Genomic DNA, 23320 nt, shown 5'->3' on the forward strand with positions numbered 1-23320 from the left:
TCATGGCTGAAACCGCAACCATTGCCCGTCCCTACGCAGAGGCGCTGTTCCGCGTCGCGACCGAGTCGAGCGGCAATCTGGATGCATGGTCCGAGCTGGTGTCGGAAATGGGGCAAGTTGCCGCCAATCCCGACTTGAAGGCGGTGGCTGGCGATCCGAACGTGCAAGGCGACAAGCTGACCGCACTGTTCCTGTCGGCCCTGAAGTCTCCGGTCAACGACGAAGCCAGGCGCTTTGTCAGCCTGCTGGTGGCTAACCACCGCCTGTCGGTATTGCCGGAAATCGCCGAGCAGTTCCATGCGCTCAAGAACGACCGTGAAGGGTCGGCAGATGTCGAGATCACGAGTGCCTTCCCTATCGAGGGCGCAACCCTGACCGACCTCGTCGCCTCACTCGAACGCAAGTTCGGCCGCAAGCTGCAGCCTTCGGTTGCGGTGGACCCGTCGCTGATTGGCGGCGTGCGCGTCAAGGTCGGCGACGAAGTGCTCGACACCTCCGTGCGTGCGCGCCTGGCAGCAATGCAAGTGGCGCTGACCGCATGATGCGCGTAAGCGCGCATACCGGCCGACGGATTGAAGAATTAGGAGCATTGTGATGCAACTGAACCCCTCAGAAATCAGCGAGCTGATCAAGTCCCGCATCTCGGGTCTTGGCGCTGACGCTGAAGTGCGCAACACCGGCACGGTGATTTCCGTGACCGATGGTATCTGCCGCGTGCACGGCCTGTCCGGCGTGATGCAGGGCGAGATGCTGGAATTCCCCGGCAACACCTTCGGCCTCGCGCTGAACCTCGAGCGCGACTCTGTCGGCGCCGTGGTGCTGGGCGACTACGAACACATTTCCGAAGGCGACCCGGTCAAGTGCACCGGCCGCATTCTGGAAGTGCCGGTTGGCAAGGAACTGCTGGGCCGCGTGGTCAACACGCTGGGCCAGCCGATCGACGGCAAGGGCCCGATCAACGCCAAGGAATTTGACGTGATCGAGAAGGTTGCCCCTGGCGTGATCGCACGCCAGTCGGTTAGCCAGCCGGTGCAGACCGGCCTGAAGTCGATCGACGCGATGGTGCCGATCGGCCGTGGCCAGCGCGAGCTGATCATTGGCGACCGCCAGACCGGCAAGACCGCCGTCGCTGTCGACGCCATCATCAACCAGAAGGGCAAGGGCGTTTTCTGCGTCTACGTGGCAATCGGTCAGAAGGCTTCGACCGTGAACAACGTGGTGCGCAAGCTCGAAGAGCTCGGCGCGATGGAGTACACCATCGTGATCGCGGCAACGGCTTCGGACTCCGCCGCCATGCAGTACCTGGCTGCCTACGCCGGCTGCACGATGGGTGAGTACTTCCGCGACCGCGGCGAAGACGCGCTGATCGTCTATGACGACCTGACCAAGCAAGCCTGGGCCTACCGCCAGGTGTCGCTGCTGCTGCGCCGCCCGCCGGGCCGCGAAGCCTACCCCGGCGACGTGTTCTACCTGCACTCGCGTCTGCTCGAGCGCGCAGCCCGCGTGAACGCCGACTACGTCGAGAAGTTCACCAAGGGTGCCGTGACCGGCAAGACCGGCTCGCTGACCGCGCTGCCCGTGATCGAAACGCAGGCTGGCGACGTGTCCGCCTTCGTGCCGACCAACGTGATCTCGATCACCGACGGCCAGATCTTCCTGGAAACCGACCTGTTCAACKCRGGYATCCGCCCSGCMRTSAACGCCGGTATCTCGGTGTCGCGCGTYGGTGGTGCSGCCCAGACCAAGRTCATCAAGAAGCTGTCCGGCGGYATCCGTACCGACCTGGCCCAGTATCGTGAACTGGCTGCGTTCGCGCAGTTCGCTTCCGACCTGGACGATGCCACCCGCAAGCAGCTCGAGCGCGGCCGCCGCGTGACCGAACTGCTCAAGCAGGCTCAATACCTGCCGCTGCAGGTGTGGCAGCTGGCCGCGTCGCTGTACGCAGCCAACAACGGCTTCCTCGACAACGTGGAAGTGAAGGACATTCTCGCGTTCGAGAAGGGCCTGCACGACCATCTGAAGACCAAGTACGCCGACCTCATCAACCGCATCGAAGATACCAAGGATCTGTCGAAGGAAGATGAAGCCACGCTGCGTGCCGCGATCGAGGATTTCAAGAAGTCCGCCGCGTTCTAACCGCGCAATTCCACGAAACTGCGCCGGCGCCGTTGCCATGACGGTGCCGCCGCAGCACGAATGGAGAGGAAGATATGGCCGGAACGAAAGAAATTCGAACCAAGATCAAGAGCGTGCAAAACACGCGCAAGATCACCAAGGCGATGGAGATGGTCGCCGCGTCCAAGATGCGCAAGGCGCAGGAACGGATGCGTAACGCCCGTCCTTACGCTGAGAAAGTGCGCAATATCGCGGCGCACCTGGCTGAAGCCAACCCCGAGTTCAAGCACCCCTTCATGGTGGCGCGCGACATCAAGCGCGTCGGCATGATCGTGGTGACGACCGACAAGGGGCTGTGCGGCGGCATGAACACGAACGTGCTGCGCGCGGTGACCAATGAGCTGCGTGAGCTGCAAGGCCGCGGCGTGCAGGTGCAAAGCACCGCCATTGGTTCCAAGGGCATGCAGTTCCTGGGCCGCATCGGCGCCAAGGTGGTTTCGCACGTGGTGCAGCTCGGTGACACCCCGCATCTGGAAAAACTGATCGGTGCGATCAAGGTCCAGCTCGACGCCTACACCAATGGTGAGGTGGACGCTGTGTACCTGGCTTACACCAAGTTCATCAATACGATGAAGCAGGAGCCGATGGTGGAGCAGCTGCTGCCGCTCCCCGCCGACAAGTTTGCCCAGACCGAAGATGAAAAGCGCGCCTACTCGTGGGATTACATCTACGAGCCCGACGCCCAGACCGTGGTGGAAGAACTGTTGGTCCGCTACGTCGAAGCGCTGGTGTACCAGGCCGTGGCCGAAAACATGGCGTCCGAGCAGTCGGCGCGCATGGTGGCCATGAAGGCTGCATCCGACAACGCCAAGAACGTGATCGGCGAACTGCAACTGGTCTACAACAAGACCCGTCAGGCAGCGATCACCAAGGAACTGTCGGAAATCGTCAGCGGTGCCGCAGCCGTCTAAGGCGTCAAGTATTCAAGCTATCGGAGATACGAAATGAGTATCGGAAATATTGTGCAGTGTATTGGCGCCGTGGTGGACATCGAGTTCCCCCGCGACGCGCTGCCGAAGGTGTACGACGCGCTCGTGCTGGAAGAGAGCAACGAAGCCTCGTTCGCCGAGAAGGGCCTGACCTTCGAAGTGCAGCAACAGCTGGGTGACGGCGTGGTGCGTACCATTGCCCTGGGTTCGTCGGACGGCCTGCGCCGCGGCATGGCGGTGAAGAGCACCGGCGCCCCGATTTCGGTGCCGGTTGGTCAAGGCACCCTGGGCCGCATCATGGACGTGCTGGGTCGTCCCATCGACGATGCCGGCCCGATCGCATCGGACGAGCGGCGCGGTATCCACCAGAAGGCTCCGAAGTTCGACGAACTGTCGCCTTCGGTTGACCTGCTGGAAACCGGCATCAAGGTGATCGACCTGGTCTGCCCGTTCGCAAAGGGCGGTAAGGTTGGCCTGTTCGGTGGCGCCGGCGTTGGCAAGACCGTGAACATGATGGAGCTCATCAACAATATCGCCAAGCAGCACAGCGGTTTGTCGGTGTTCGCCGGCGTGGGCGAGCGTACCCGTGAAGGGAACGACTTCTACCACGAAATGAAGGACTCGAACGTTCTCGACAAGGTGGCCATGGTGTTCGGCCAGATGAACGAGCCGCCGGGCAACCGTCTGCGCGTGGCACTGTCCGGCCTGACCATGGCCGAGAAGTTCCGCGACGAAGGCCGCGACATCCTGTTCTTCGTCGACAACATCTACCGCTACACGCTGGCCGGTACGGAAGTGTCCGCACTGCTGGGCCGTATGCCTTCCGCAGTGGGTTACCAGCCGACGCTGGCCGAGGAAATGGGCAAGCTGCAAGAGCGCATTACCTCGACCAAGACCGGCTCGATCACGTCGATCCAGGCCGTGTACGTGCCTGCGGATGACTTGACCGACCCGTCGCCTGCTACCACCTTCCTGCATCTGGACTCGACCGTCGTGCTGTCGCGTGACATCGCCGCGCTGGGTATCTACCCCGCCGTCGATCCGCTCGACTCGACCTCGCGTCAGCTCGACCCGCAAGTCGTGGGTCAGGAGCACTACGACGTGGCCCGTCGCGTTCAGCAAACGCTGCAGCGCTACAAGGAACTGCGCGACATTATCGCGATTCTGGGCATGGACGAACTGTCGCCGGAAGACAAGCAGGCTGTGTCGCGTGCTCGTAAGATCCAGCGTTTCCTGTCGCAGCCCTTCCACGTCGCGGAAGTGTTCACGGGTTCGCCGGGCAAGTACGTGCCGCTGAAGGAAACCATCCGTGGCTTCAAGATGCTGGTGGACGGCGAGTGCGATCACCTGCCCGAGCAAGCGTTCTACATGGTCGGTTCGATCGACGAAGCCTTCGAGAAGGCCAAGAAGCTCCAGTAAGCGGCGTCTTTCGCTTTCAGCGCCGTAGTGGCGGTTGCCGCGGACAGCAATGTCGGCGGCGGCCGCGCTCAGCCTGAGCGCGGAATACTTGCTTCCTGGCAACGGGAAGCCGAAGCTTTCAGGGACTAAAGGAATTCACATGGCAACCATTCTTGTAGACGTCGTCAGCGCCGAATCGTCGATCTTCTCCGGTCAGGCGAAGTTCGTGGCGCTGCCGGGCGAGTCGGGCGAGCTGGGTATCCTGCCGGGCCATACGCCGCTGATTACGCGTATTCAGCCGGGCGCGGTGCGCATCGAGAAGGAAGACGGCAGCGAAGAGTTCGTGTTCGTGGCCGGCGGGATTCTCGAAGTCCAGCCCAAGCACGTCACCGTGCTGGCGGACACCGCGATCCGCGGCGGCGACCTCGACGAAGCCAAGGCGCAGGAAGCCAAGCGCGCCGCCGAGGAGCTGATGCAGAATCAGAGCAGCGATCTCGACCTGGCACGTGCGCAAGGCGAGCTGGCTGTTGCTACTGCGCAACTGGCTGCCATCGCGCGCCTGCGTCGGAAACGGTAAGAAGAAGCAGTACCGCCGCAGCTGTTGTTTTTTTGGCAGCGGCAAAAAAAAGGCAGCCTCGCGGCTGCCTTTTTTGAATCCCAACGACTATTCTGTCGGCTCAGGACAAAAAAAAGCGCGCGGGCCGGGGAGGCTCCGCGCGGACGGGAAAATCCCTTCGAGGGGTCAATTCGAAGGAACGGGTAAGGTCCAGGTCAACCAACAGGCGCAAACCACTTTCTTGGTGGTCCAACATCCGGTCGGACAGTATTGATCGCATTCAGACGATCTCACCAACCAGAACCGGCACGCGCCAACATCATCTCAACCTGGTACACCGACCGCAGCATCGTCTGCGATCCGGTCAATCTAGGTGGGAATGCTTCCTTAGGCTTTCTTCAATGCGCCCTCCCTTTCTGTTTGGGGGAGGGAACGCCTTTCACAAAAAACTGATTGTGTTAAAGCATTGTGGGGGAAACTTTTGGGGATGGCAGTAACAAAATGTATCGGTTTGCAAGAAGTTGAAAGCGCGGTAACTAAAAAAGCGTCTAAATAGGCGTTTTAGCGCGCATTGCATCTGCTCCGCCGCCAGGCGGCGGGAACATCACCACGTGGCGCGGGTCCGATAGATTTCGCTGAACTCGCCATCCGCTTTGCGGTCCGGCCATCGATTGCCATGCCGCCTCACTCCGCTTTTTCCCCCGTCGCTCCTGCTTCCGCACATACCACAAGAGGCCTTGTCCAGCTTGGCATTGCGGCGCTGTCAACCGCTTCCCTGTTTGCTGGCGGTCTTGCTTGCGCCGCCGAGTTGCAAGCGCCCAATGGCGTGCTGTGGCAGGGCGAGCTTGACGGCGGCGTGCAGGTAGCGCTGACGATTTTCTCGCGCGCCGGGACCGAGCGGGTCGAAGGAACGGCCCGTTACGATTCAATGCTTGCCGCCGCACCACGTCAACTCGATGGCCAATTGACAGCGCAGGGGCGCCTGAGCGTGCGCGAGCGCGACGACGTCCAGGCGCCGGCTGAGTATCCCGAGCCCCGCGCTGGTGCACGTTTCGAAGGCACCGTCTCCGCCGATGGGCTGAGTGCCACCGGGCAGTGGATGAGTATCGATGGTACCCGCCGGCAGACACTAACGCTGACCCGCAAGGCGATTTACCGTGAGCGCACCGTGAAAGTGGCAGGCGCGCAACTTACCGAACGCTTTCCGGAGACTGGCCGCCCCCGACTCGATGCGCTAATTGCATCGCTGCGTGACAGCGGATGCGGTGAGGGCGAGCAGGAATGCCGCAGCGGGATCGAGCTGATGCGCCTCGACGGCGGCGTTGTCAGCCTGCTGCGTACCACCTGGCGCTATAGCGGCGGTGCCCACGGCAGTCTCGACTTTGTCGGCGGCACCTGGCGGAGCGATACTGCCGAATCCGCATCAGCGGCATCCGCGGCGCCGGCCCGGTCTGTCTATACGCCTGTCCGGCTTGCAGACCTGCTGCAGCCGGGCGAGGCTTGCCTGCAAAAACTCAACGACGAACTGCAGGTCGAGCTGAAGCGGCAGGGCGCGGCCGAGCCCGAACGCGGCGCGCTTGATGTGCAAGCCCTGCGTGATACGCGCACTCCATTTATCCTGTACCGCGGTGGCCTGGTAATGCACTATGCGCCTTACGCGGTAGGGCCGTTTGCACAGGGCGCATACCAGGTGGCGGTGCCTTTCGCGCGGCTGGGCAGTTGTGCCCGCCCGCCTGCCACCGGCCGCGACAAATCCCCGGAACCCAACGAGAAGGAACAGACGTGAGCGAGATGCATCAGGCCATACACAGCATGCTGGCGATGAAGACCGTGGCTGTGGTTGGCCTCTCCGACCACCCCGACCGCGCCAGTCACGAAGTGGCTACCTTCCTGCAGCGCCACGGCTACCGTATCGTGCCGGTCAACCCGCGCCATGCCGGCGAGCGCATCCTGGGGGAAACCTGCCACGCCAGCCTGGCCGATGCCGCCGCGGTGCTGGCTGAGTCGGGGCAGCGTATCGAATGGGTCGATATCTTCCGTCGCGCCGCCGACGTGCCTCCGGTGGTCGAGGACGCCATCGCGATCGGCGCCCGCGGGGTCTGGTTTCAGCTCGGCATCGTCAATGACGTCGCCTTCGGCCGGGCCAGCGCCGCCGGCCTGCTGGCGGTGCAGGACCGCTGCAGCAAGATCGAGCTGATGCGCCTCGCGTCCTGATCCCGCTACACTAGCCGGTCGAGCACAGACCAGACAAATTCCACTCGCAAGCAGCCATGGCCATCGATCCCCAGCTCCTCGACTACTATCGCCGTCTCGCCGAGCGCTACGCCGGCCAACCCACACCGGCCGATGCGGCCGGCCGCCGCGCACGCTTCGCCGAGATCGCAGCCACCTCGATCATGCCGGATCCGGAAGGCGTCGTTGCCGCCGATCTGGAGATCCCGCTGCCGGGCCGCACCCTGGCCGCGCGCCTGTTCCGGCCCGAGGCCGTGGCCGAGCCGCGCCTGATCGTCTACTTCCATGGTGGCGGCTGGGTGGTCGGCTCGCATGACACGCACCACAGCGTGGCAGCGCTGCTGGCTGCCGACACGGGCTGCGCGGTGGCGAGCGTGGATTACCGGCTGGCGCCGGAATTTCCATTTCCGGCGCCTTGCGACGACGCGCTGGAAGCCGTCCTGTGGTTCGCCGAGCAGCGCGTGCGCTTGCGCCTGGACGCGGGCTTCCTGGCCGTGGCCGGCGACAGCGCGGGCGGCCACCTGGCGGCGCAGGCGGCGCGCTGGGCCAATGCGCATGCGCGTCCGGGCCTGGTCAACGCCCAGTTGCTGGTCTACCCCGTGACGGCCCCGGTGCTGGCGACCGAAAGCTATCGCGCCTTCGCGGATGGTCCTGGCCTCACACGCGACGAAATGGCCTGGTTCTGGACCGAATTCATCGGTGCCGGGCGCCTCGCCGAAGGCGCTGCCATCGAAGACACGCGCATCCACCTGATGGGCGCCGCGCCGAAGCACCTGCCGCCGGCCAGCGTAGTGATGGTCGCCGCTCACGATGTGCTGCGTGACGACGGCCTGGCTTATGCCGATTACCTGGTGCGCTACGGCGCACCGGTGATCACGCTGGAAGCGAGCGGCATGACGCACGGCTTTGCCCGCCTGCAGCCCGATGTCCCGCGCGCGCGCGAATGGATGCGCCGCGCCGCGCAGGCCTTCAAGGAACTGGCGGCGGATATCTGAGCGGGCGGCCCCCGCGGAATGGGCGGTCTTACGAGGATGACCATGACCGCATTGCAGAACGATACCTTCCTGCGCGCGCTGCGCCGGCAACCCACCGAGTACACCCCGCTGTGGCTGATGCGTCAGGCGGGGCGCTACCTGCCTGAATACAACGCCACGCGCGCTCGCGCCGGCAGCTTCCTCGGCCTGGCCAAGAACCCGGCCTACGCGACCGAAGTCACCCTGCAGCCGCTCGAGCGCTATCCGCTCGATGCGGCCATCCTCTTCTCCGACATCCTTACCGTGCCCGACGCCATGGGCCTGGGCCTGTCGTTCGCGCAAGGCGAAGGACCGCGCTTCGCGCATCCCCTGCGTACCGAGGGCGATGTCAAGAAGCTGGCGGTGCCGGACATGGCCTCGCTCTCCTATGTGTTCGACGCGGTCAGCGAGATCCGCCGCGCCCTGGTGCAGGACGGCCGCCAGCGCGTGCCGCTGATCGGTTTCTCGGGTAGCCCCTGGACACTGGCTTGCTACATGGTGGAAGGCGCCGGCTCCTCGGATTTCCGCACGGTCAAGGCCATGATGTACAGCCGCCCGGACCTGATGCACCGCATCCTGGAGATCAACGCCGCGGCAGTCGCGGCCTACCTGAATGCGCAGATCGAGGCTGGCGCGCAGGCGGTGATGCTGTTCGATACCTGGGGCGGTACGCTGGCCGATGGCATGTACCAGGCCTTCTCGCTGGCCTATATGCGCCAGGTGCTGGCTGGGCTGAAGCGCGAGCACGACGGCCAGCAGGTGCCGGCCATCGTGTTCACCAAGGGCGGCGGCCTGTGGCTGGAAGAACTCACCGGCATCGGCGCCGACGCGCTGGGACTGGACTGGACGGTCAACCTGACCCAGGCGCGCCGCCGGACTGGTGGCAAGGTGGCCCTGCAGGGCAACATCGACCCCAATGTGCTGTTTGCGCCGGAGGCCGCGATTCGCGAGCAGGTGCGCGGCGTGCTCGACAGCTATGCCGCCGGCGGCGGCAGCGACGGTCACGTTTTCAACCTGGGTCACGGGATTTCCCAGTTCACGCCGCCCGAGAATGTGACGGTGCTGGTGGACGAGGTACATCGCTACAGCCGGCAACTGCGCGTCGCCGCGACGTGACAGGGGGTGCACGTCTTACCGCCCGCCCAGGGCTGCCATCTGTGCGGCGCAGCGAGCAGGCCTCGCGCGCCGCGCAGGGATGCCCGCGTGCCGGGTGAGGCTTGCAAGAAGCGCTGTCAAGTAAACTATTTTGCAATATTTCGTCCTTTCGGTGCTGGTTCGCGCTTGTCAAGGCTTGACTTATGCACATCAATGGGTTTTCCGCAGTGCAAGAGCGGGTTAGTCCTTAACTCATCTGAGGGAGGTCTGCAAGTCCTTGATTTACAAGGGATTGCATCCAGGCAAGGTCGGGTTGGAATGCCCATGGGAGCCTTGTTTTACGGGCGTTTGCGGGAACTCCGGGCGAGTTTTCAACAAAGTTATCCACAGGCGGTGCCCGAGGCCGGGAAAACCAGCCATCTATCATCGACTTAGGGGCACATTTGAAGCGTTACTTTAAGTTGATGTTGCGCCGCACACTTAATTTGGCCGAAATCCGGCCTGGCGCCGGTCTGCACACGCTTCGGGCCTCTTTGCCCCATTGTGGAACGTACCTGCTGCTGCGCTCCGTGTCCGGGTCGGGAGGCGCAGTGTGATGTCCCCGGCGATCCCCGGGGAAGCCGGGTCGGCAGCGGCACCGGCAAGCGTTGCGGGCAGGGATGGTGCCCCGCTCGCCGTGGTGCAGGTGGCGCTCGATACACCGGCCGACGACGTTTTCGACTACCTTGCCGGTCCCGAAGTACAGCCAGGCGATCTGGTGGCCGTGCCGTTTGGCCGCCGCATGCTGGTGGGCGTGGCGGTATCGCGTTCGGCGCACTCGGACGTACCTGCCGAGCGCCTGCGTCCCGTCGCCCAGCACCTGGACTGGCTGCCGCCGCTCGGCGCGCACTGGGTCGCCCTGGCGGCGTTTGCCGCCCGCTACTATCACCGCTGCCTGGGCGAAGTCATGTTGCCTGCGCTGCCTCCGGCGCTGCGCGAAGCCGACGGCTGGGCGCGGCTGGCCCTGCGTGCCCGCAGCGAGCATTACCGCGTAGTCCCGGGGCAAGGCGCGGCCCTGCTGGCGGCGGTGCCGGCGCGTGCGCGTACCGTGCTGGCGCTGGCACAGGCGCTGGTAGCCGCCGCGGAGGACGGGCCGGCGGTATCCGCTGCCGAGGCGCGTGCGCTGTGCAGCGCCGCCCCGTCGCGCCTGGCGGAGTGGGCCGGGGCCGGCTGGGTGACCTCCGAGCGTGCCGACCGGCCTTTGCTGGGCACGCCTGCGGCAAGCGAGCCGTCCGCCGCGCCGCCGCTGCACGACGAGCAGCGCGTGGCTGTGGAAGCGATCGTGCAGGCCACGGGATTCTCACCTTTCCTGCTCCACGGCGTGACCGGCAGCGGCAAGACCGAGGTGTACCTGCACGCCATGGCCGAAGTGCTGGCGCGGGATGCGCAGGCGCAGGTACTGATGCTGGTGCCCGAAATCAACCTCACCCCGCAGTTGCAGGGCCGCATTGCCGCGCGTTTCCCGCATCTGCCGCTGGCGGTGCTGCACAGCGGCCTGGCCGACCAGGAGCGCACCCTGCAATGGCTGGCCGCGCACCGCGGCGAGGCCCGCATCGTGCTGGGCACGCGCCTGGCGGTCATGGCTTCGTTGCCGCACCTGGCGCTGATCGTGGTCGACGAGGAGCACGATACCTCCTACAAGCAGCAGGAAGGCCTGCGCTACTCGGCCCGCGACCTCGCGGTATGGCGCGCCAAGCAGCTTGGCGCCGCGGTGGTACTGGGCTCGGCCACACCGTCGATGGAGTCCTGGTGGCGCGCCGAGCAGGGCACCTACCGCAAGCTGGTGCTGCGCGAGCGCGCCCAGACCGACGCCACGCTGCCGACAGTGCGCCTGATCGATATCAACCAGGAGCGCCAGCGCCAGCGCGCGCTCTACGAAGGCCTGTCGGTGCCTTTGCTCAACGCCATCGAGGCTCGCCTGAAGCGTGGCGAGCAGAGCCTGCTTTTTCTCAACCGGCGCGGCTATGCGCCGGTGCTGGCCTGCGACAGCTGTGGCTGGCTTTCCGGCTGCCCGCGCTGCTCGGCCTACCTGGTGCTGCACCGGCCGGAGCGCCGCCTGCGCTGCCATCACTGCGGGCTGGAATCACCGGTGCCGCATCACTGCCCGGACTGCGGCAACGTGGACGTCGCGCCGCTTGGGCGGGGCACCCAGCGCATCGAGGAGGCCCTGGCCGCGCGTTTCCCGCAAGCGCGCATTGCCCGCATCGACGCCGATTCCACGCGCCGCAAGGGCAGCGCCCAGGCCATGTTCGACGAAGTGCACGCGGGCGAGGTCGACATCCTGGTCGGCACCCAGATGGTGGCCAAGGGACACGATTTCCAGCGTGTGACGCTGGTCGGCATCGTCCATCCCGACGCCGCCATGTTCAGCCATGATTTCCGCGCCGCCGAGCACTTGTTCGCCTCGCTGATGCAGGTGGCCGGCCGCGCCGGACGGGCAGGGCTGGCTGGCGAAGTACTGATCCAGACACGCTATCCCGACGCATCGGCATTGCAGGCATTGGTACGCCATGACTATGATGGATTCGCGGCCACGCAGTTGCGCGAGCGCCGGCAGGCCGGGTTGCCCCCGTTTGCTTACCAGGTGCTGGTCACGGCCGAGCATGCCCAGCTGGAACGCGCGCTGGCTTTCCTGCAAAGCGCGCGCAACCGCGCAGATGCATGCCCCATGGCGCCGGAGGTGCAACTCCATGACCCGGTGCCGATGTCGATGGTGCGCGTATTCAACCGGGAGCGTGCGCAGATGCTGGTAGAGAGCACATCACGCCTTGCGCTGCAGCGGTTTATCAGCGAGTGGGTGCAAACTTTTGGTGATGCAATGGCCGATGCCAAGGGCGTGCGCTGGCAACTGGAGATCGATCCGCTGCGAATTTGAATCCGTTCCGGAACGCGCTGAGGCCAGCGCAGCGCCAGGTACGGTGCAACCCACATTTTTGGATTGGCATGGGTGGTTGTACCTAGTTGCACCTTTGGTTTGCCCCAGAGTATGATCGCGCCATCTGCAGGTTTCCTCGCGGTATCGGGAACCAGCGTTCGCGTCTTACGGAGAATCAAGCGCATGGCCACCACCACCCTTGGCGTCAAACTCGACGACGCCTCCCGCGAGCGCCTCAAGCGCGTTGCCCAGTCAATCGACCGCACGCCGCACTGGCTGATCAAGCAGGCAATATTTACGTATCTGGAGCAGGTCGAGCGAGGCAACGTCCCGCATGAGACCAGTGCCGCGGGCATGGGGGGCGAGGGTGCGGCGGATGGCGCCGACGGCTTCGACGCGGGGACCGGCGAAGGCGCGGTGCAACCCTTCCTGGAGTTTGCCCAGAGCGTGCAGCCGCAGTCGGTGCTGCGTGCCGCCATCACCGCTGCTTACCGCCGCCCGGAACCCGAGTGCGTGCCGGTGCTGCTGGAACAGGCCCGCCTGCCGCACCAACAGGCCGAAGCCGCCCTGGCCATGGCCCGGACCCTGGCCACGCGGCTGCGCGAACGCAAGGTCGGCACGGGCCGGGAAGGGCTGGTACAGGGTCTGATCCAGGAGTTCTCGCTGTCTTCCCAGGAAGGCGTGGCGCTGATGTGCCTGGCCGAAGCGCTGCTGCGTATTCCCGACAAGGCCACCCGCGACGCGCTGATCCGCGACAAGATCAGCGGCGCCAACTGGCAGTCGCACCTGGGCCAGAGCCCGTCCGTATTCGTCAACGCCGCGACCTGGGGCCTGCTGTTCACCGGCAAGCTGGTGGCCACCCATACCGAGGCCGGTCTGTCCAAGGCGCTCACCCGCATCATCGGAAAGGGCGGCGAGCCGCTGATCCGCAAGGGCGTGGACATGGCGATGCGCCTGATGGGCGAGCAGTTCGTCACCGGTGAGACCATTTCCGAGGCGCTCGCCAACGCACGCAAGTACGAGGCCGAGGGCTTCCGCTACTCCTACGACATGCTGGGCGAGGCGGCCATGACCGAGGCCGACGCGCAGCGCTACCTGGCCTCCTACGAGCAGGCCATCAACGCCATCGGCCAGGCCTCGCGCGGGCGCGGCATCTATGAAGGCCCCGGCATCTCGATCAAGCTTTCGGCCTTGCATCCACGCTACAGCCGCGCGCAGCACGAGCGCGTGGTCAGCGAACTGTATGGCCGCCTCAAGTCCCTGACCCTGCTGGCCCGGCAGTACGACATCGGCATCAATATCGACGCCGAGGAAGCCGACCGCCTGGAAATCTCGCTCGACCTGCTGGAGCGTCTGTGCTTCGAGCCCGAGCTGGCTGGCTGGAACGGCATCGGCTTCGTGGTGCAGGGCTACCAGAAGCGCTGCCCCTTCGTGATCGACTACCTGATCGACCTGGCACGCCGCAGCCGCCACCGCCTGATGATCCGTCTGGTCAAGGGCGCGTACTGGGACAGCGAGATCAAGCGCGCCCAGGTGGACGGGCTGGAGGGTTATCCGGTCTATACCCGCAAGGTCTATACCGACGTGTCCTACGTGGCCTGCGCGCGCAAGCTGCTGTCGGTGCCGGACGCCATCTACCCGCAGTTCGCCACCCATAACGCCCACACGCTGGCGGCCATCTACCAGATCGCCGGCCACAATTACTATCCCGGYCAGTACGAGTTCCAGTGCCTGCACGGCATGGGCGAGCCGCTGTACGACCAGGTGGTCGGCCCGCTGGCCGACGGCAAGTTCAACCGTCCATGCCGCATCTACGCGCCGGTAGGCACGCACGAGACGCTGCTTGCCTACCTGGTGCGCCGCCTGCTGGAAAACGGCGCCAACACGTCCTTCGTGAACCGCATCGCCGACGACACCATCTCGCTGGACGAACTGGTGGCCGATCCGGTCACCGTGGTCGAGCGCATGCACGCCGACGAAGGCGCGCTTGGTCTGCCGCATCCGCGTATCCCGCAGCCGCGCAGCCTTTATGGCGAATCGCGGCCCAACTCCGCCGGTATCGACCTTTCCAACGAACATCGCCTTGCCTCGCTGTCCTCGGCGCTGCTGGCCGGTACCAGCGAGGCCGTCAGTGCCGTGCCGCTGCTGGGCGTGGAAGCCGCTGCCGGCGCGGACGCCGGCCAGCCCGCTCCTGTGCGCAATCCGTCCGACCTGCGTGACGTGGTCGGCCATGTCACCGAAGCCAGCATGGCCGAGGTGGAAGCCGCGCTGCAGGCCGCCGTCAATGCCGCGCCGATCTGGCAGGCGACCCCGGCGGACGTCCGTGCGGTCGCGCTCGAACGCGCGGCGGAACTGATGGAAGCGCAGATGCAGTCCCTGATGGGCATCATCATGCGCGAGGCCGGCAAGACCTTCTCCAACGCCATCGCCGAAGTGCGCGAGGCCGTGGACTTCCTGCGCTACTACGCCGCGCAGGTACGCGAGACCTTCTCCAGCGATACCCACCGCCCGCTGGGGCCGGTGGTCTGTATCAGCCCGTGGAATTTCCCGCTCGCCATCTTTACCGGCCAGGTCGCTGCCGCGCTGGCCGCCGGCAATACGGTGCTGGCCAAGCCCGCCGAGCAGACCCCGCTGATCGCTGCCCAGGCCGTGCGCCTGCTGCGCGAAGCCGGCGTGCCGGCCGGCGCGGTGCAGTTGCTGCCGGGCCGTGGCGAGACCGTGGGCGCCGCGCTGGTGGGCGACGCCCGCGTCAAGGGCGTGATGTTCACCGGCTCCACCGAAGTGGCGCGCCTGCTGCAACGCAGCGTGGCCGGCCGGCTGGACGCCGCCGGCCGCCCGGTGCCGCTGATCGCCGAGACCGGTGGCCAGAACGCGATGATCGTCGATTCTTCCGCGCTGGCGGAACAGGTGGTGGGCGATGTGGTGAATTCCGCTTTTGACTCCGCCGGCCAGCGCTGCTCCGCGCTGCGCGTGCTGTGCCTGCAGGAAGAAGTGGCCGACCGCGTGCTGGAGATGCTCAAGGGCGCCATGGACGAACTCACCATGGGCAACCCGGACCGGCTGTCGACCGACGTCGGACCGGTCATCGACGAGGAAGCGCGCAACAATATCGTGCGCCATATCGACGCCATGCGCGCCAAGGGCCGCCGCGTCCACCAGGCCGATCCGAACGGCGCGGCCAGCGCCGCCTGCCGCAACGGCACCTTTGTGTCGCCGACGCTGATCGAACTCGACAGCATCGAGGAGTTGCAGCGCGAAGTCTTCGGCCCCGTGCTGCACGTGGTGCGCTATCCGCGCACCGGGCTCGACACCTTGCTTGATCAGATCAACGGCACCGGCTACGGCCTGACCATGGGCATCCATACCCGTATCGACGAGACCATTGAACACATCGTGGAGCGGGCGGAGGTGGGCAATCTCTACGTCAACCGCAATATCGTCGGCGCGGTGGTCGGCGTGCAGCCCTTTGGCGGCGAAGGCCTGTCCGGCACCGGYCCCAAGGCCGGCGGCCCGCWCTACCTGCACCGCCTGCTATCGGTCTGCCCGCAGGACGCCGTGGCCCGCGTGGTGCGCGCCTCCGATACGCTCGGCGGCGCCGATGCAACCAGCCCGGTGCGCCGCGCGCTGGCCGATGCACTGGCTACGCTCAAGGAATGGGCCCAGCACGAGAGCGCGGCACTCCCCGAACTGGCGACGGTGTGCGAACGCTTTGCGGCCGCCTCGGCAGCCGGCCTGTCGGTCACGTTGCCCGGCCCGACCGGCGAACGCAACACCTATACGCTGCTGCCGCGCGCGGCCGTGCTGTGCCTGGCCCAGCAGGAGGCCGACCTGGCCACCCAGCTGGCAGCGGTGCTGGCCGCCGGCAGCCAGGCAGTATGGCCCGAAAGCCCCATGGCGCGGGCGCTGTTTGCACGGCTGCCCAAGGCAGTACAATCGCGCGTCCGCCTGGTGCCCGACTGGGCTGCCGGCGACACGAATTTCGATGCGGTGTTGCACCACGGCGATTCCGACCAGTTGCGCACCGTGTGCGAGAAACTGGCCACGCGTCAGGGTCCGATCATTTCGGTGCAAGGCCTGGCTCACGGTGAACCGAATGTGGCCATCGAGCGTTTGTTGATCGAGCGTTCGCTGTCCGTCAACACGGCGGCGGCGGGCGGCAATGCCAGTTTGATGACGATCGGCTGACCGGCCGGCCGTCGATCGAAGCGACGCGAGGCAGCGGCGATCCCGCAGACCTCGCGTATTTGAAAAATCGGGGAGCGTTTCGCGCCACACCCGGACGCGTCCAAAAGCGCAGCAAGGCTATCCAAAAGCCACCAAGGAGAACTGATGAACTCGACTTTCCACAAGACGGCCCTGACCGTTGCCCTGACCGTTGCAGGCCTGTGCGCCACCTCGGCCGCCTTCGCCCAGGCGCAGGAAATCAAGCTGGGTTTTGCCGCGCCGATGACCGGCGGCCAGGCGCAATACGGCAAGGACATGCAAAACGGCATCGTCCTCGCCATTGAGGAAATGAACGCCACCAAGCCCAAGATCGGCGGCAAGGACGTCAAGTTCGTACTGCTCTCCGAAGACGACGCGGCCGACCCCAAGACCGGCTCGGTCGTGGCGCAAAAGCTGGTGGACAACGGTGTCCAGGGCATGCTGGGCCACTTCAACTCGGGCACCAGCATCCCGGCTTCGATGGTCTACAACCGCGCCGGCATTCCCCAGATCGCCATGGCCACCGCGCCCGAGTACACCCGCCAGGGCTTCAAGACCACCTTCCGCATGATGACCTCCGACACCCAGCAGGGTTCGGTGATCGGTGCTTTCGTGGTGAAGAAGCTGGGCGCCAAGAACATCGCCATCGTCGACGACCGCACCGCCTACGGCCAGGGCCTTGCCGACGAGTTCGAGAAGGCGGCCAAGGCTGCAGGCGGCAAGATCGTGCGCCGCGAGTTCACCAACGACAAGGCGGTGGACTTCAAGGCCGTGCTGACCAATATCAAGCGCAGCAACCCGGACGTGATCTTCTTCGGCGGCGCGGAAACGCAATCCGCGCCGATGGCCAAGCAGGTCAAGGAGCTCGGCATGAAGTCGCCGGTGGTATCGGGCGAAATGTCGAAGACCGACAACTTCCTGAAGCTGGCCGGCCCTGCCGCCGAGGGCACGGTAGTATCGCTGGCCGGCCTGCCGCTGGAGCAGATGCCCGGTGGCGCCACCTACGAGAAGAAGTACGAGAAGCGCTTCGGCGGCAAGGTGCAGACCTACTCGCCGTACGCCTATGACGGCGCCACGGCCATGATGACCGCCATGATCAAGGCCGGTTCGGCCGATCCGGCGCGCTACCTGCCGGTGCTGGCGGCCACCAACATGCAAGGCGTGACCACCAAGACACTGGCCTACGACGCGCGTGGCGACCTGAAGGACGGCGGTATCACCGTCTACAAGGTGGTTGGCGGCAAGTGGACCGTGCTGGAGACGGTTGGCGGCAAGTAAGCCACCCGGCCTGGGCTCGCGCCCAGTGGCGAAACGGCAACGCCACCTTTGGGTGGCGTTGCCGTTTCTGCGTACATCGGGGCGACGCCGCTGACCAGTATCGTGCTTGCGACGGGAATCTCCCCCCTTTTTCTCACGTGCGGGAGGGGGCCGCGATGGCGCATAATCCCGCACTCGCACATCCACCCAGAAGGAGCAGTCCGTGTCCGTGCAGGAAGTCAGCTACGACCACGCCATCGAGTTAGCCAACGCCGAGCGCTACGATGAAGCGCTGGTCATCCTCGACCAGCTCTCGCAGGCGCAGCCGCAAGTGGTGGATTTCGATTGCCTGCGGGCACGCCTGCACTATGACCGCGGCGACGCGCAGCAGGCTTTCGCCGTGCTCGACGCCGCGCTGGCGAAGCTGCCCGGTCTGCCGCTGCATCCGGCGCACCGCTGGTCCTCGCGCGGCGTGATCGCGCATCGCTACGGCATGCTGCTGCTGGGGATGGACCGCCCTCAGGAGGCGCTGCCCTGGCTGGAAGAAGCGGCGCTGCGCAACGGCTTGTCCTCGGGGGAGTGGAGCGCGCGCCTGCATGCGGGCCTGGTGCACTACCGGTTGGGGGATTTCGCCCGGGCTGGCGCTTATTGGTACGACTTGCTGTACCGCGCCCCCGACCTGGGCGCCGCTGACATTCTGGGCCAGGCAGTGGCCCACGTGAACGCCGCCGGCGAGCAGGCCGAGCCGATGCTGCGCCTGTGCCTGGCACGGATCGGCCTGGACAACCCCGAACTGCTCGAACTCGACGAAGCCGCGGGCGACGCCCTGGCCGCCGAACAGGCGGGGATCGTGCTGGCCAGCCAGCCGGACCATCCGCAAGCCCGCCGCATCCGTGCCCCGCTGCGCTACCGGGCCGGCGAGCTGGACGGCGCCTGGGACGACTTCGCCACCTACCAGCGCCAGGCGCCGGACCCGAAGGCGCAGGTGCGCGAACTGGAATGGCGCCACCAGTCCGGTGAAGCCGAGCCGTGGCTGCGCTTCGCTTTCGTGGAGAACGCCACCGACGCGACCGGCTACTACAACGCCGGCGTGGCGCTGGCCGAGTTCATGGATGCCGTGCCGGCCGCCGAGGCCGCGCTGACGCCGCACCTGATCAAGGCGTATCGCCTGGGCGTGGCGCGCTTCGAGTCGTACTTTGCCAGCGGCGAGGGCGGCTACGACGACGCCGACCCGCATATCTATTCGATGCTGTGCCACAACCTGGCCACCCGGCTGGAAGGTGCCGCCAACCTCGCCGAGCGCATCGCCCTGCACGAGAAGGGCATCGCGGTCAGCGAATTCATCGAGCACTGGATCGACCTGCTCGAATGCCTGGAGGCCGCCGGCCAGCACCAGAAAGCCGTGGAAGTGGCGGGCGATGTCCTCAATCGCTACCCGCTGGAGCGCGATCCCGCCAATGTGGGCTGGATCTTCAGCCGGCTGATGAGCACCTGGAAGGCGATCGGCGGTGCGGAAGTGACTTCGGCAGCCCGCGATGCGCTGGCGCATATGGATGCCCGCGCCGATGCCCTGCCAGTGGAAGAGCGCAGCCAGGCCGCGCACGCGCTGGCGCACGCCCGCGCCCACTTCGCCGGGCTGCTGCGCAATGCCACGGGCGGCATGGACCAGCATGACCGTACCGATGCGCTGGCCGAGATCGAGGCTTTGCAACGCCGCGCGCTGCTGATCGAGGACGCGTGGCTGTGCAACGAGTTCGGCATGATCTGGCGTGACCTTGGCGCCCCCGACCGTGCACTGCCGCTGTTCGAGCAAGCCATCGGGCTGACTGCCGACGACCCCCGTGACCAGGCTTTCCCGCGTTTGCAGCGTGCCCTGATCCGCACCGGCGAGAAGCAGTACGCCGAGGCGCTGACGGATTTCCAGGCGGCCTTTGCCGCGCGCGACGGCTGGGAAGGCGATGCTTATCTCGGTGCCGTCGAGGCCGCGCTCGGGCTGGAGCAACGCGAGACCGCGCTGGGCTATTTCGAGAAGGCCCGCGCGGGTGGCGCCGCGCAGGGCAAATCGCGCACACTGTACGCTCGCGTGGAAGCCAGCTTGCGCGCGACCCGGCCGGCATGGAAGTTCTGGGGCGTGTAGCGTCTGTACGGAAGCGCTCCGACCCTGATGCAAAAAAAAACGCCATCCCGGTAAGATGGCGTTTTTTTACGCCTGAACGCATCACGTTGCCTGCAAATTCCATTCTCTGTCGGACAAAATCCGACAGGGATTTTCGTGCGCCTCCGTTACCATGTAGCCCATGAATGGACTAAGCCAATTGTTTCCAAGCCTGCCCCTGGTACCGGGCGGGCTTTTCTGGGTCGGGCTGGCGCTGGTGGGCGCCGGCCTGGCGGGAGAGATATGCCGCACGTACCTGCGGCTGCCCCGGATCGTCGGCTATGCCGCCGCGGGCCTGCTGGCCGGCATGCTTGGCCGCGGCATCGTGGACGAAGACATGATCGCGCAGAGCCGCGTCCTGATCGATATGGCGCTGGCGCTGGCGCTGTTCGAACTGGGGCACCGGCTCTCGCTCACCTGGCTGCGGGCTAACCGCTGGCTGCTCTTCACCAGTGCCTTTGAAAGCCTGCTGACCTGGGGCCTGGTGGCCACCGTGCTGCAATGGATCGGCGTGAGCCCGGCCGTGGCCATCCTGGCCGGCGGTATCGCCGTCAGCACTTCGCCGACCATCGTGCTGCAACTCAAGAATGAACTGCGCGCGGAAGGGCAGGTGACTGAACGGCTGCTCGCCATGGCGGCCCTGAACAGCATCTACGCCGCCACCATCGTCCAGTTGGCCACGGGCTGGCTGCATTCCGAATACGGCAATCTCGGCGCCGCGCTGCTGCATCCGCTCTACCTGCTGGTGGGATCCTGCCTGCTGGCCTGGATCGTCGGCAAGCTCGGGCACGGCATCTACGCACGCATGGCCTCGGACGATCACTACAGCTTCCTGGTGCTGGTGGGACTGGTGCTGCTCACGCTGGCGCTCACGCGCGTACTCAAGCTTTCCATGCCGCTCACGCTGATGCTGGCCGGCGTCGTCTTCAAGCACCAGGACAGCCAGCCGCGCGTGTGGCCGGCGCATTTCGGCAGCGCGGGCAGCCTGTTGATCATCGTGATGGTGGTGTCGCTCGGCCTGCCGCTGACCGCGCACGACTGGGCCATCGGCGGCGGCGCCGCCTGTGTGCTGGTACTGCTGCGCCACTTCGCCAAGCTGGTGGGCGTGGTCTCGCTGGGCTCCTTCTCGGGCCTGAGCCTGAAGCAGTGCGTGGCGCTCGGTCTCGCGCTGGCGCCCATGTCGGGTCTGGCGTACCTGTTGATGAGCGATGTCGCGCTGCTGTATCCGAACACCGGCGAGCCGCTGGCGGCCATTATCCTGTGCACGCTGGCGATCGAACAATTGATGGGGCCCACGATGGCGGCCTGGGCACTTCGCTTTGCGGGCGAGGTCAGAAGCAATGGAGGAGGGCGCTGATGTCACTCGAACCGTTCAAGCACTCCGAAGCGCTGACTTTCGGCGTGGAACTGGAGCTGCAACTCGTCAATCGTCACGACTATGACCTGGCGCCGTTCGCGCCGGACCTGCTGCGTGCGCTGAAAGGCGCGCAGCATGCCGGCGACATCAAGCCTGAGATCAGCCCCTCGATGATCGAGATCAGCACCGGCATCTGCACGAGTTATGCACAGGCGCTGGACGAACTCGGCACCATGCGCGACCTGATGGTGGATGCCTCGCGTTCGCTCAACCTAGGCATCTGCGGCGGCGGCACCCATCCCTTCCAGCAGTGGGCCGACCGCACCATCTCCGATTCGCCGCGCTACCAGTACATCTCCGAACTCTATGGCTACCTGGCCAAGCAGTTCACGGTGTTCGGCCAGCACGTGCATATCGGCTGCCCGAGCGCCGACGACTCGCTGTTCCTGCTCCATGCCATCGGCCGCTACGTGCCGCACTTCATCGCGCTGGCCGCCTCGTCGCCTTATGTGCAGGGCGTGGACACCGGGTTCGCCTCGGCGCGGCTGAACTCGGTCGCGGCCTTCCCCATGAGCGGGCGCGCGCCGCACCTGCTCACCTGGGATGCGTTCACCGCCTACTTCGAGAAGATGCGCAAGACCGGCGTGATCGAGAGCATGAAGGACTTCTACTGGGATATCCGTCCCAAGCCCGAGTTCGGCACCATCGAGGTCCGCGTGATGGACACGCCGCTCACGGTGGGCCGTGCTTGCGATATCGCCGCCTACATCCAGGCGCTTGCGCGCTACCTGCTCCTCTCGCGCCCCTTCATGCCGCAGGAAGACGACTACCTCGTCTACACTTTCAACCGCTTCCAGGCTTGCCGCTTCGGGCTGGAAGGCGAGTATGTGCATCCCAACGAGCTCACGCGCATGCCGATCGCGGATCACATCATCTCGATCTGCGATGCGCTGGTCCCCCATGCCGAAGCGCTGGGATCGCTCGATGCGCTGGCCAATATCCGCGCGCTGGCGCAAAGCCGCAACGGCGATGCCGAGCGCGTGCGCCAGATCGACGCCAGCACGCGGAGTCTGCGCGAAACGGTGCGGCAGACTTGCGATAGCTGGGCGACCTGAGCGCGCTACGGTTACCACGTGCAGGCAACCCGCGCAAACCGGCGGAGCAGGACTAGAATTAACGCATCAGATGCCCGTGACGACAACCTTCGGAGCTACGATGAAAGCGCTTTCCACCAAAGCAGAACGGACGCGCGGACGTCCTTCGGACCGGGCCGTGAACGCTCTCGCTGCGATTGTCGGACTGGTCACGCTAGCCATCGGCATCGGCTGGCTCATCTATGAACATGTCGTGAATTTCGAGGTGCCTTACTTCGCGATTCCGCTGGTCCTTTCCGTGCCGGTGATCGCCGCGGCGGCGGTCCGCTGCATCTGGGACTAGCCCGGTCCGCACCGCGAGGCCGGAAGCCGACGCCGATCCTCAACCGCTGCCACCTGGCGTGGCAGTCGCATCCCATTGCCCCTGTCGCGCGCCGTTCCTGCGCTGGCGCCGCGATATCAGGCCTGCGCGCCCACGTACACCGGCTCGCAGCGCACCTCCGACTTGACCGAGTTCGCAATGAAGCACGCATCGTGCGCCGTGTGATGCAGGTGGGCGATTTCATCGCGGCTCGGTCGCCGCTCCCCGGAGAAGGTGACTTCGGGTCTTAGCGTGACCACCGTGATGGCCATCCTGCCTTCCGCGTTCTTCGCCATGGTCCCGACTGCCGCATCAAAGTAGCGGTCCACGCAGAACTTGTGCTTGGCGGCGATGGACAGGAACCACAGCATGTGGCAACTGGACAGTGCGGAGACGAAGGCCTCTTCAGGATCGATCGCCGCGGCCTCCGACATGGGCAGCGGCACGACATGCGGCGACGACGAACCCGGCACCTCGATGCCGCCATCGAATCGCAGCGTGTGTTTCCGGCTGTAGCGGTTGCCGAGGAAATCCTGTTCTCCACGTAGCCATAGGATTTCTGCGGTGTACTGGGCCATGTC

Annotated in this window: 17 protein-coding genes; 16 read left to right on the forward strand and 1 reads right to left on the reverse strand. The window is 65.7% G+C overall.

Translation table 11 applies throughout. The features are described 5' to 3' along the window. The first annotated feature begins 2 nt into the window (after nucleotides 1-2). The 16 genes from AC1DN0_RS01020 to AC1DN0_RS01095 all read left to right on the forward strand — a co-directional run bounded on the left by AC1DN0_RS01020 (nucleotide 3) and on the right by AC1DN0_RS01095 (nucleotide 22721). Nucleotides 3-542 carry a F0F1 ATP synthase subunit delta gene (locus AC1DN0_RS01020; protein WP_441632230.1) on the forward strand — a complete coding sequence of 180 codons (540 nt, stop codon included), beginning with the start codon at nucleotides 3-5 and terminating at the stop codon, nucleotides 540-542. A gap of 52 nt (nucleotides 543-594) precedes the next feature. Further along, the gene (gene atpA, locus AC1DN0_RS01025) at nucleotides 595-2136 is read left to right on the forward strand and encodes a F0F1 ATP synthase subunit alpha (protein ID WP_477145478.1); all 1542 of its coding nucleotides are present in this window, start codon (nucleotides 595-597) and stop codon (nucleotides 2134-2136) included. A gap of 74 nt (nucleotides 2137-2210) precedes the next feature. Beyond that, entirely contained in the window at nucleotides 2211-3086 is an 876-nt protein-coding gene (atpG, locus tag AC1DN0_RS01030; RefSeq protein WP_441632232.1) for a F0F1 ATP synthase subunit gamma, read from the forward strand. Between the two features lie 33 nt (nucleotides 3087-3119). Next, nucleotides 3120-4523, forward strand: a complete 1404-nt coding sequence (atpD, locus tag AC1DN0_RS01035) for a F0F1 ATP synthase subunit beta (RefSeq protein ID WP_441632234.1) — start codon at nucleotides 3120-3122, stop codon at nucleotides 4521-4523. 139 nt (nucleotides 4524-4662) lie between these two features. Continuing rightward, nucleotides 4663-5079, forward strand: coding sequence for a F0F1 ATP synthase subunit epsilon (locus AC1DN0_RS01040; protein ID WP_035873030.1), 417 nt, complete (start codon nucleotides 4663-4665; stop codon nucleotides 5077-5079). A gap of 787 nt (nucleotides 5080-5866) precedes the next feature. After that, complete coding sequence (locus AC1DN0_RS01045) at nucleotides 5867-6844, forward strand: RsiV family protein (protein WP_441632237.1); 978 nt, start codon at nucleotides 5867-5869, stop codon at nucleotides 6842-6844. A 5-nt stretch (nucleotides 6845-6849) separates the two neighbouring features. Beyond that, nucleotides 6850-7272, forward strand: a complete 423-nt coding sequence (locus AC1DN0_RS01050) for a CoA-binding protein (protein ID WP_035873322.1) — start codon at nucleotides 6850-6852, stop codon at nucleotides 7270-7272. Nucleotides 7273-7328: 56 nt separating this feature from the next. Continuing rightward, nucleotides 7329-8285, forward strand: coding sequence for an alpha/beta hydrolase (locus tag AC1DN0_RS01055; RefSeq protein WP_441632239.1), 957 nt, complete (start codon nucleotides 7329-7331; stop codon nucleotides 8283-8285). A gap of 36 nt (nucleotides 8286-8321) precedes the next feature. Then, nucleotides 8322-9419: a uroporphyrinogen decarboxylase gene (gene hemE, locus AC1DN0_RS01060; protein WP_477102462.1), complete on the forward strand. Its 1098-nt coding sequence runs from the start codon at nucleotides 8322-8324 to the stop codon at nucleotides 9417-9419. 574 nt (nucleotides 9420-9993) lie between these two features. After that, nucleotides 9994-12312, forward strand: a complete 2319-nt coding sequence (locus tag AC1DN0_RS01065; protein WP_441632243.1) for a primosomal protein N' — start codon at nucleotides 9994-9996, stop codon at nucleotides 12310-12312. A 183-nt stretch (nucleotides 12313-12495) separates the two neighbouring features. Then, on the forward strand, nucleotides 12496-16497 hold the full coding sequence (gene putA, locus AC1DN0_RS01070; RefSeq protein WP_477145479.1) for a trifunctional transcriptional regulator/proline dehydrogenase/L-glutamate gamma-semialdehyde dehydrogenase: 4002 nt from the start codon (nucleotides 12496-12498) through the stop codon (nucleotides 16495-16497). Nucleotides 16498-16641: 144 nt separating this feature from the next. Next, nucleotides 16642-17793, forward strand: coding sequence for a branched-chain amino acid ABC transporter substrate-binding protein (locus AC1DN0_RS01075; RefSeq protein WP_045242258.1), 1152 nt, complete (start codon nucleotides 16642-16644; stop codon nucleotides 17791-17793). Between the two features lie 202 nt (nucleotides 17794-17995). Then, the gene (locus AC1DN0_RS01080; RefSeq protein ID WP_441632248.1) at nucleotides 17996-19909 is read left to right on the forward strand and encodes a tetratricopeptide repeat protein; all 1914 of its coding nucleotides are present in this window, start codon (nucleotides 17996-17998) and stop codon (nucleotides 19907-19909) included. A 160-nt stretch (nucleotides 19910-20069) separates the two neighbouring features. Beyond that, entirely contained in the window at nucleotides 20070-21284 is a 1215-nt protein-coding gene (locus tag AC1DN0_RS01085; RefSeq protein ID WP_441632249.1) for a cation:proton antiporter, read from the forward strand. After that, nucleotides 21284-22399, forward strand: a complete 1116-nt coding sequence (locus AC1DN0_RS01090; protein ID WP_441632251.1) for a YbdK family carboxylate-amine ligase — start codon at nucleotides 21284-21286, stop codon at nucleotides 22397-22399. Before AC1DN0_RS01085 ends, AC1DN0_RS01090 begins: the two co-directional genes overlap by 1 nt. A 100-nt stretch (nucleotides 22400-22499) precedes the next feature. Then, on the forward strand, nucleotides 22500-22721 hold the full coding sequence (locus AC1DN0_RS01095) for a hypothetical protein (protein ID WP_441632252.1): 222 nt from the start codon (nucleotides 22500-22502) through the stop codon (nucleotides 22719-22721). A 116-nt stretch (nucleotides 22722-22837) separates the two neighbouring features. On the opposite strand, the gene AC1DN0_RS01100 is transcribed toward AC1DN0_RS01095, so the two are convergent. Continuing rightward, complete coding sequence (locus AC1DN0_RS01100) at nucleotides 22838-23317, reverse strand: OsmC family protein (RefSeq protein WP_441632254.1); 480 nt, start codon at nucleotides 23315-23317, stop codon at nucleotides 22838-22840. Between the last annotated feature and the right edge of the window lie 3 nt (nucleotides 23318-23320).

It is taken from the genome of Cupriavidus sp. 05N39 (assembly GCF_056397325.1).

What these genes read in the sequence shown, in the direction of transcription:
- AC1DN0_RS01020 (WP_441632230.1), top strand. Translation starts at nt 3, where the DNA reads ATGGCTGAAACCGCAACCATTGCCCGTCCCTACGCAGAGGCGCTGTTC.
- atpG (WP_441632232.1), top strand. Translation starts at nt 2,211, where the DNA reads ATGGCCGGAACGAAAGAAATTCGAACCAAGATCAAGAGCGTGCAAAAC.
- atpD (WP_441632234.1), top strand. Translation starts at nt 3,120, where the DNA reads ATGAGTATCGGAAATATTGTGCAGTGTATTGGCGCCGTGGTGGACATC.
- AC1DN0_RS01040 (WP_035873030.1), top strand. Translation starts at nt 4,663, where the DNA reads ATGGCAACCATTCTTGTAGACGTCGTCAGCGCCGAATCGTCGATCTTC.
- AC1DN0_RS01050 (WP_035873322.1), top strand. Translation starts at nt 6,850, where the DNA reads ATGCATCAGGCCATACACAGCATGCTGGCGATGAAGACCGTGGCTGTG.
- AC1DN0_RS01055 (WP_441632239.1), top strand. Translation starts at nt 7,329, where the DNA reads ATGGCCATCGATCCCCAGCTCCTCGACTACTATCGCCGTCTCGCCGAG.
- hemE (WP_477102462.1), top strand. Translation starts at nt 8,322, where the DNA reads ATGACCATGACCGCATTGCAGAACGATACCTTCCTGCGCGCGCTGCGC.
- AC1DN0_RS01065 (WP_441632243.1), top strand. Translation starts at nt 9,994, where the DNA reads ATGTCCCCGGCGATCCCCGGGGAAGCCGGGTCGGCAGCGGCACCGGCA.
- AC1DN0_RS01075 (WP_045242258.1), top strand. Translation starts at nt 16,642, where the DNA reads ATGAACTCGACTTTCCACAAGACGGCCCTGACCGTTGCCCTGACCGTT.
- AC1DN0_RS01085 (WP_441632249.1), top strand. Translation starts at nt 20,070, where the DNA reads ATGAATGGACTAAGCCAATTGTTTCCAAGCCTGCCCCTGGTACCGGGC.
- AC1DN0_RS01090 (WP_441632251.1), top strand. Translation starts at nt 21,284, where the DNA reads ATGTCACTCGAACCGTTCAAGCACTCCGAAGCGCTGACTTTCGGCGTG.
- AC1DN0_RS01095 (WP_441632252.1), top strand. Translation starts at nt 22,500, where the DNA reads ATGAAAGCGCTTTCCACCAAAGCAGAACGGACGCGCGGACGTCCTTCG.
- AC1DN0_RS01100 (WP_441632254.1), bottom strand. Translation starts at nt 23,317, where the DNA reads ATGGCCCAGTACACCGCAGAAATCCTATGGCTACGTGGAGAACAGGAT.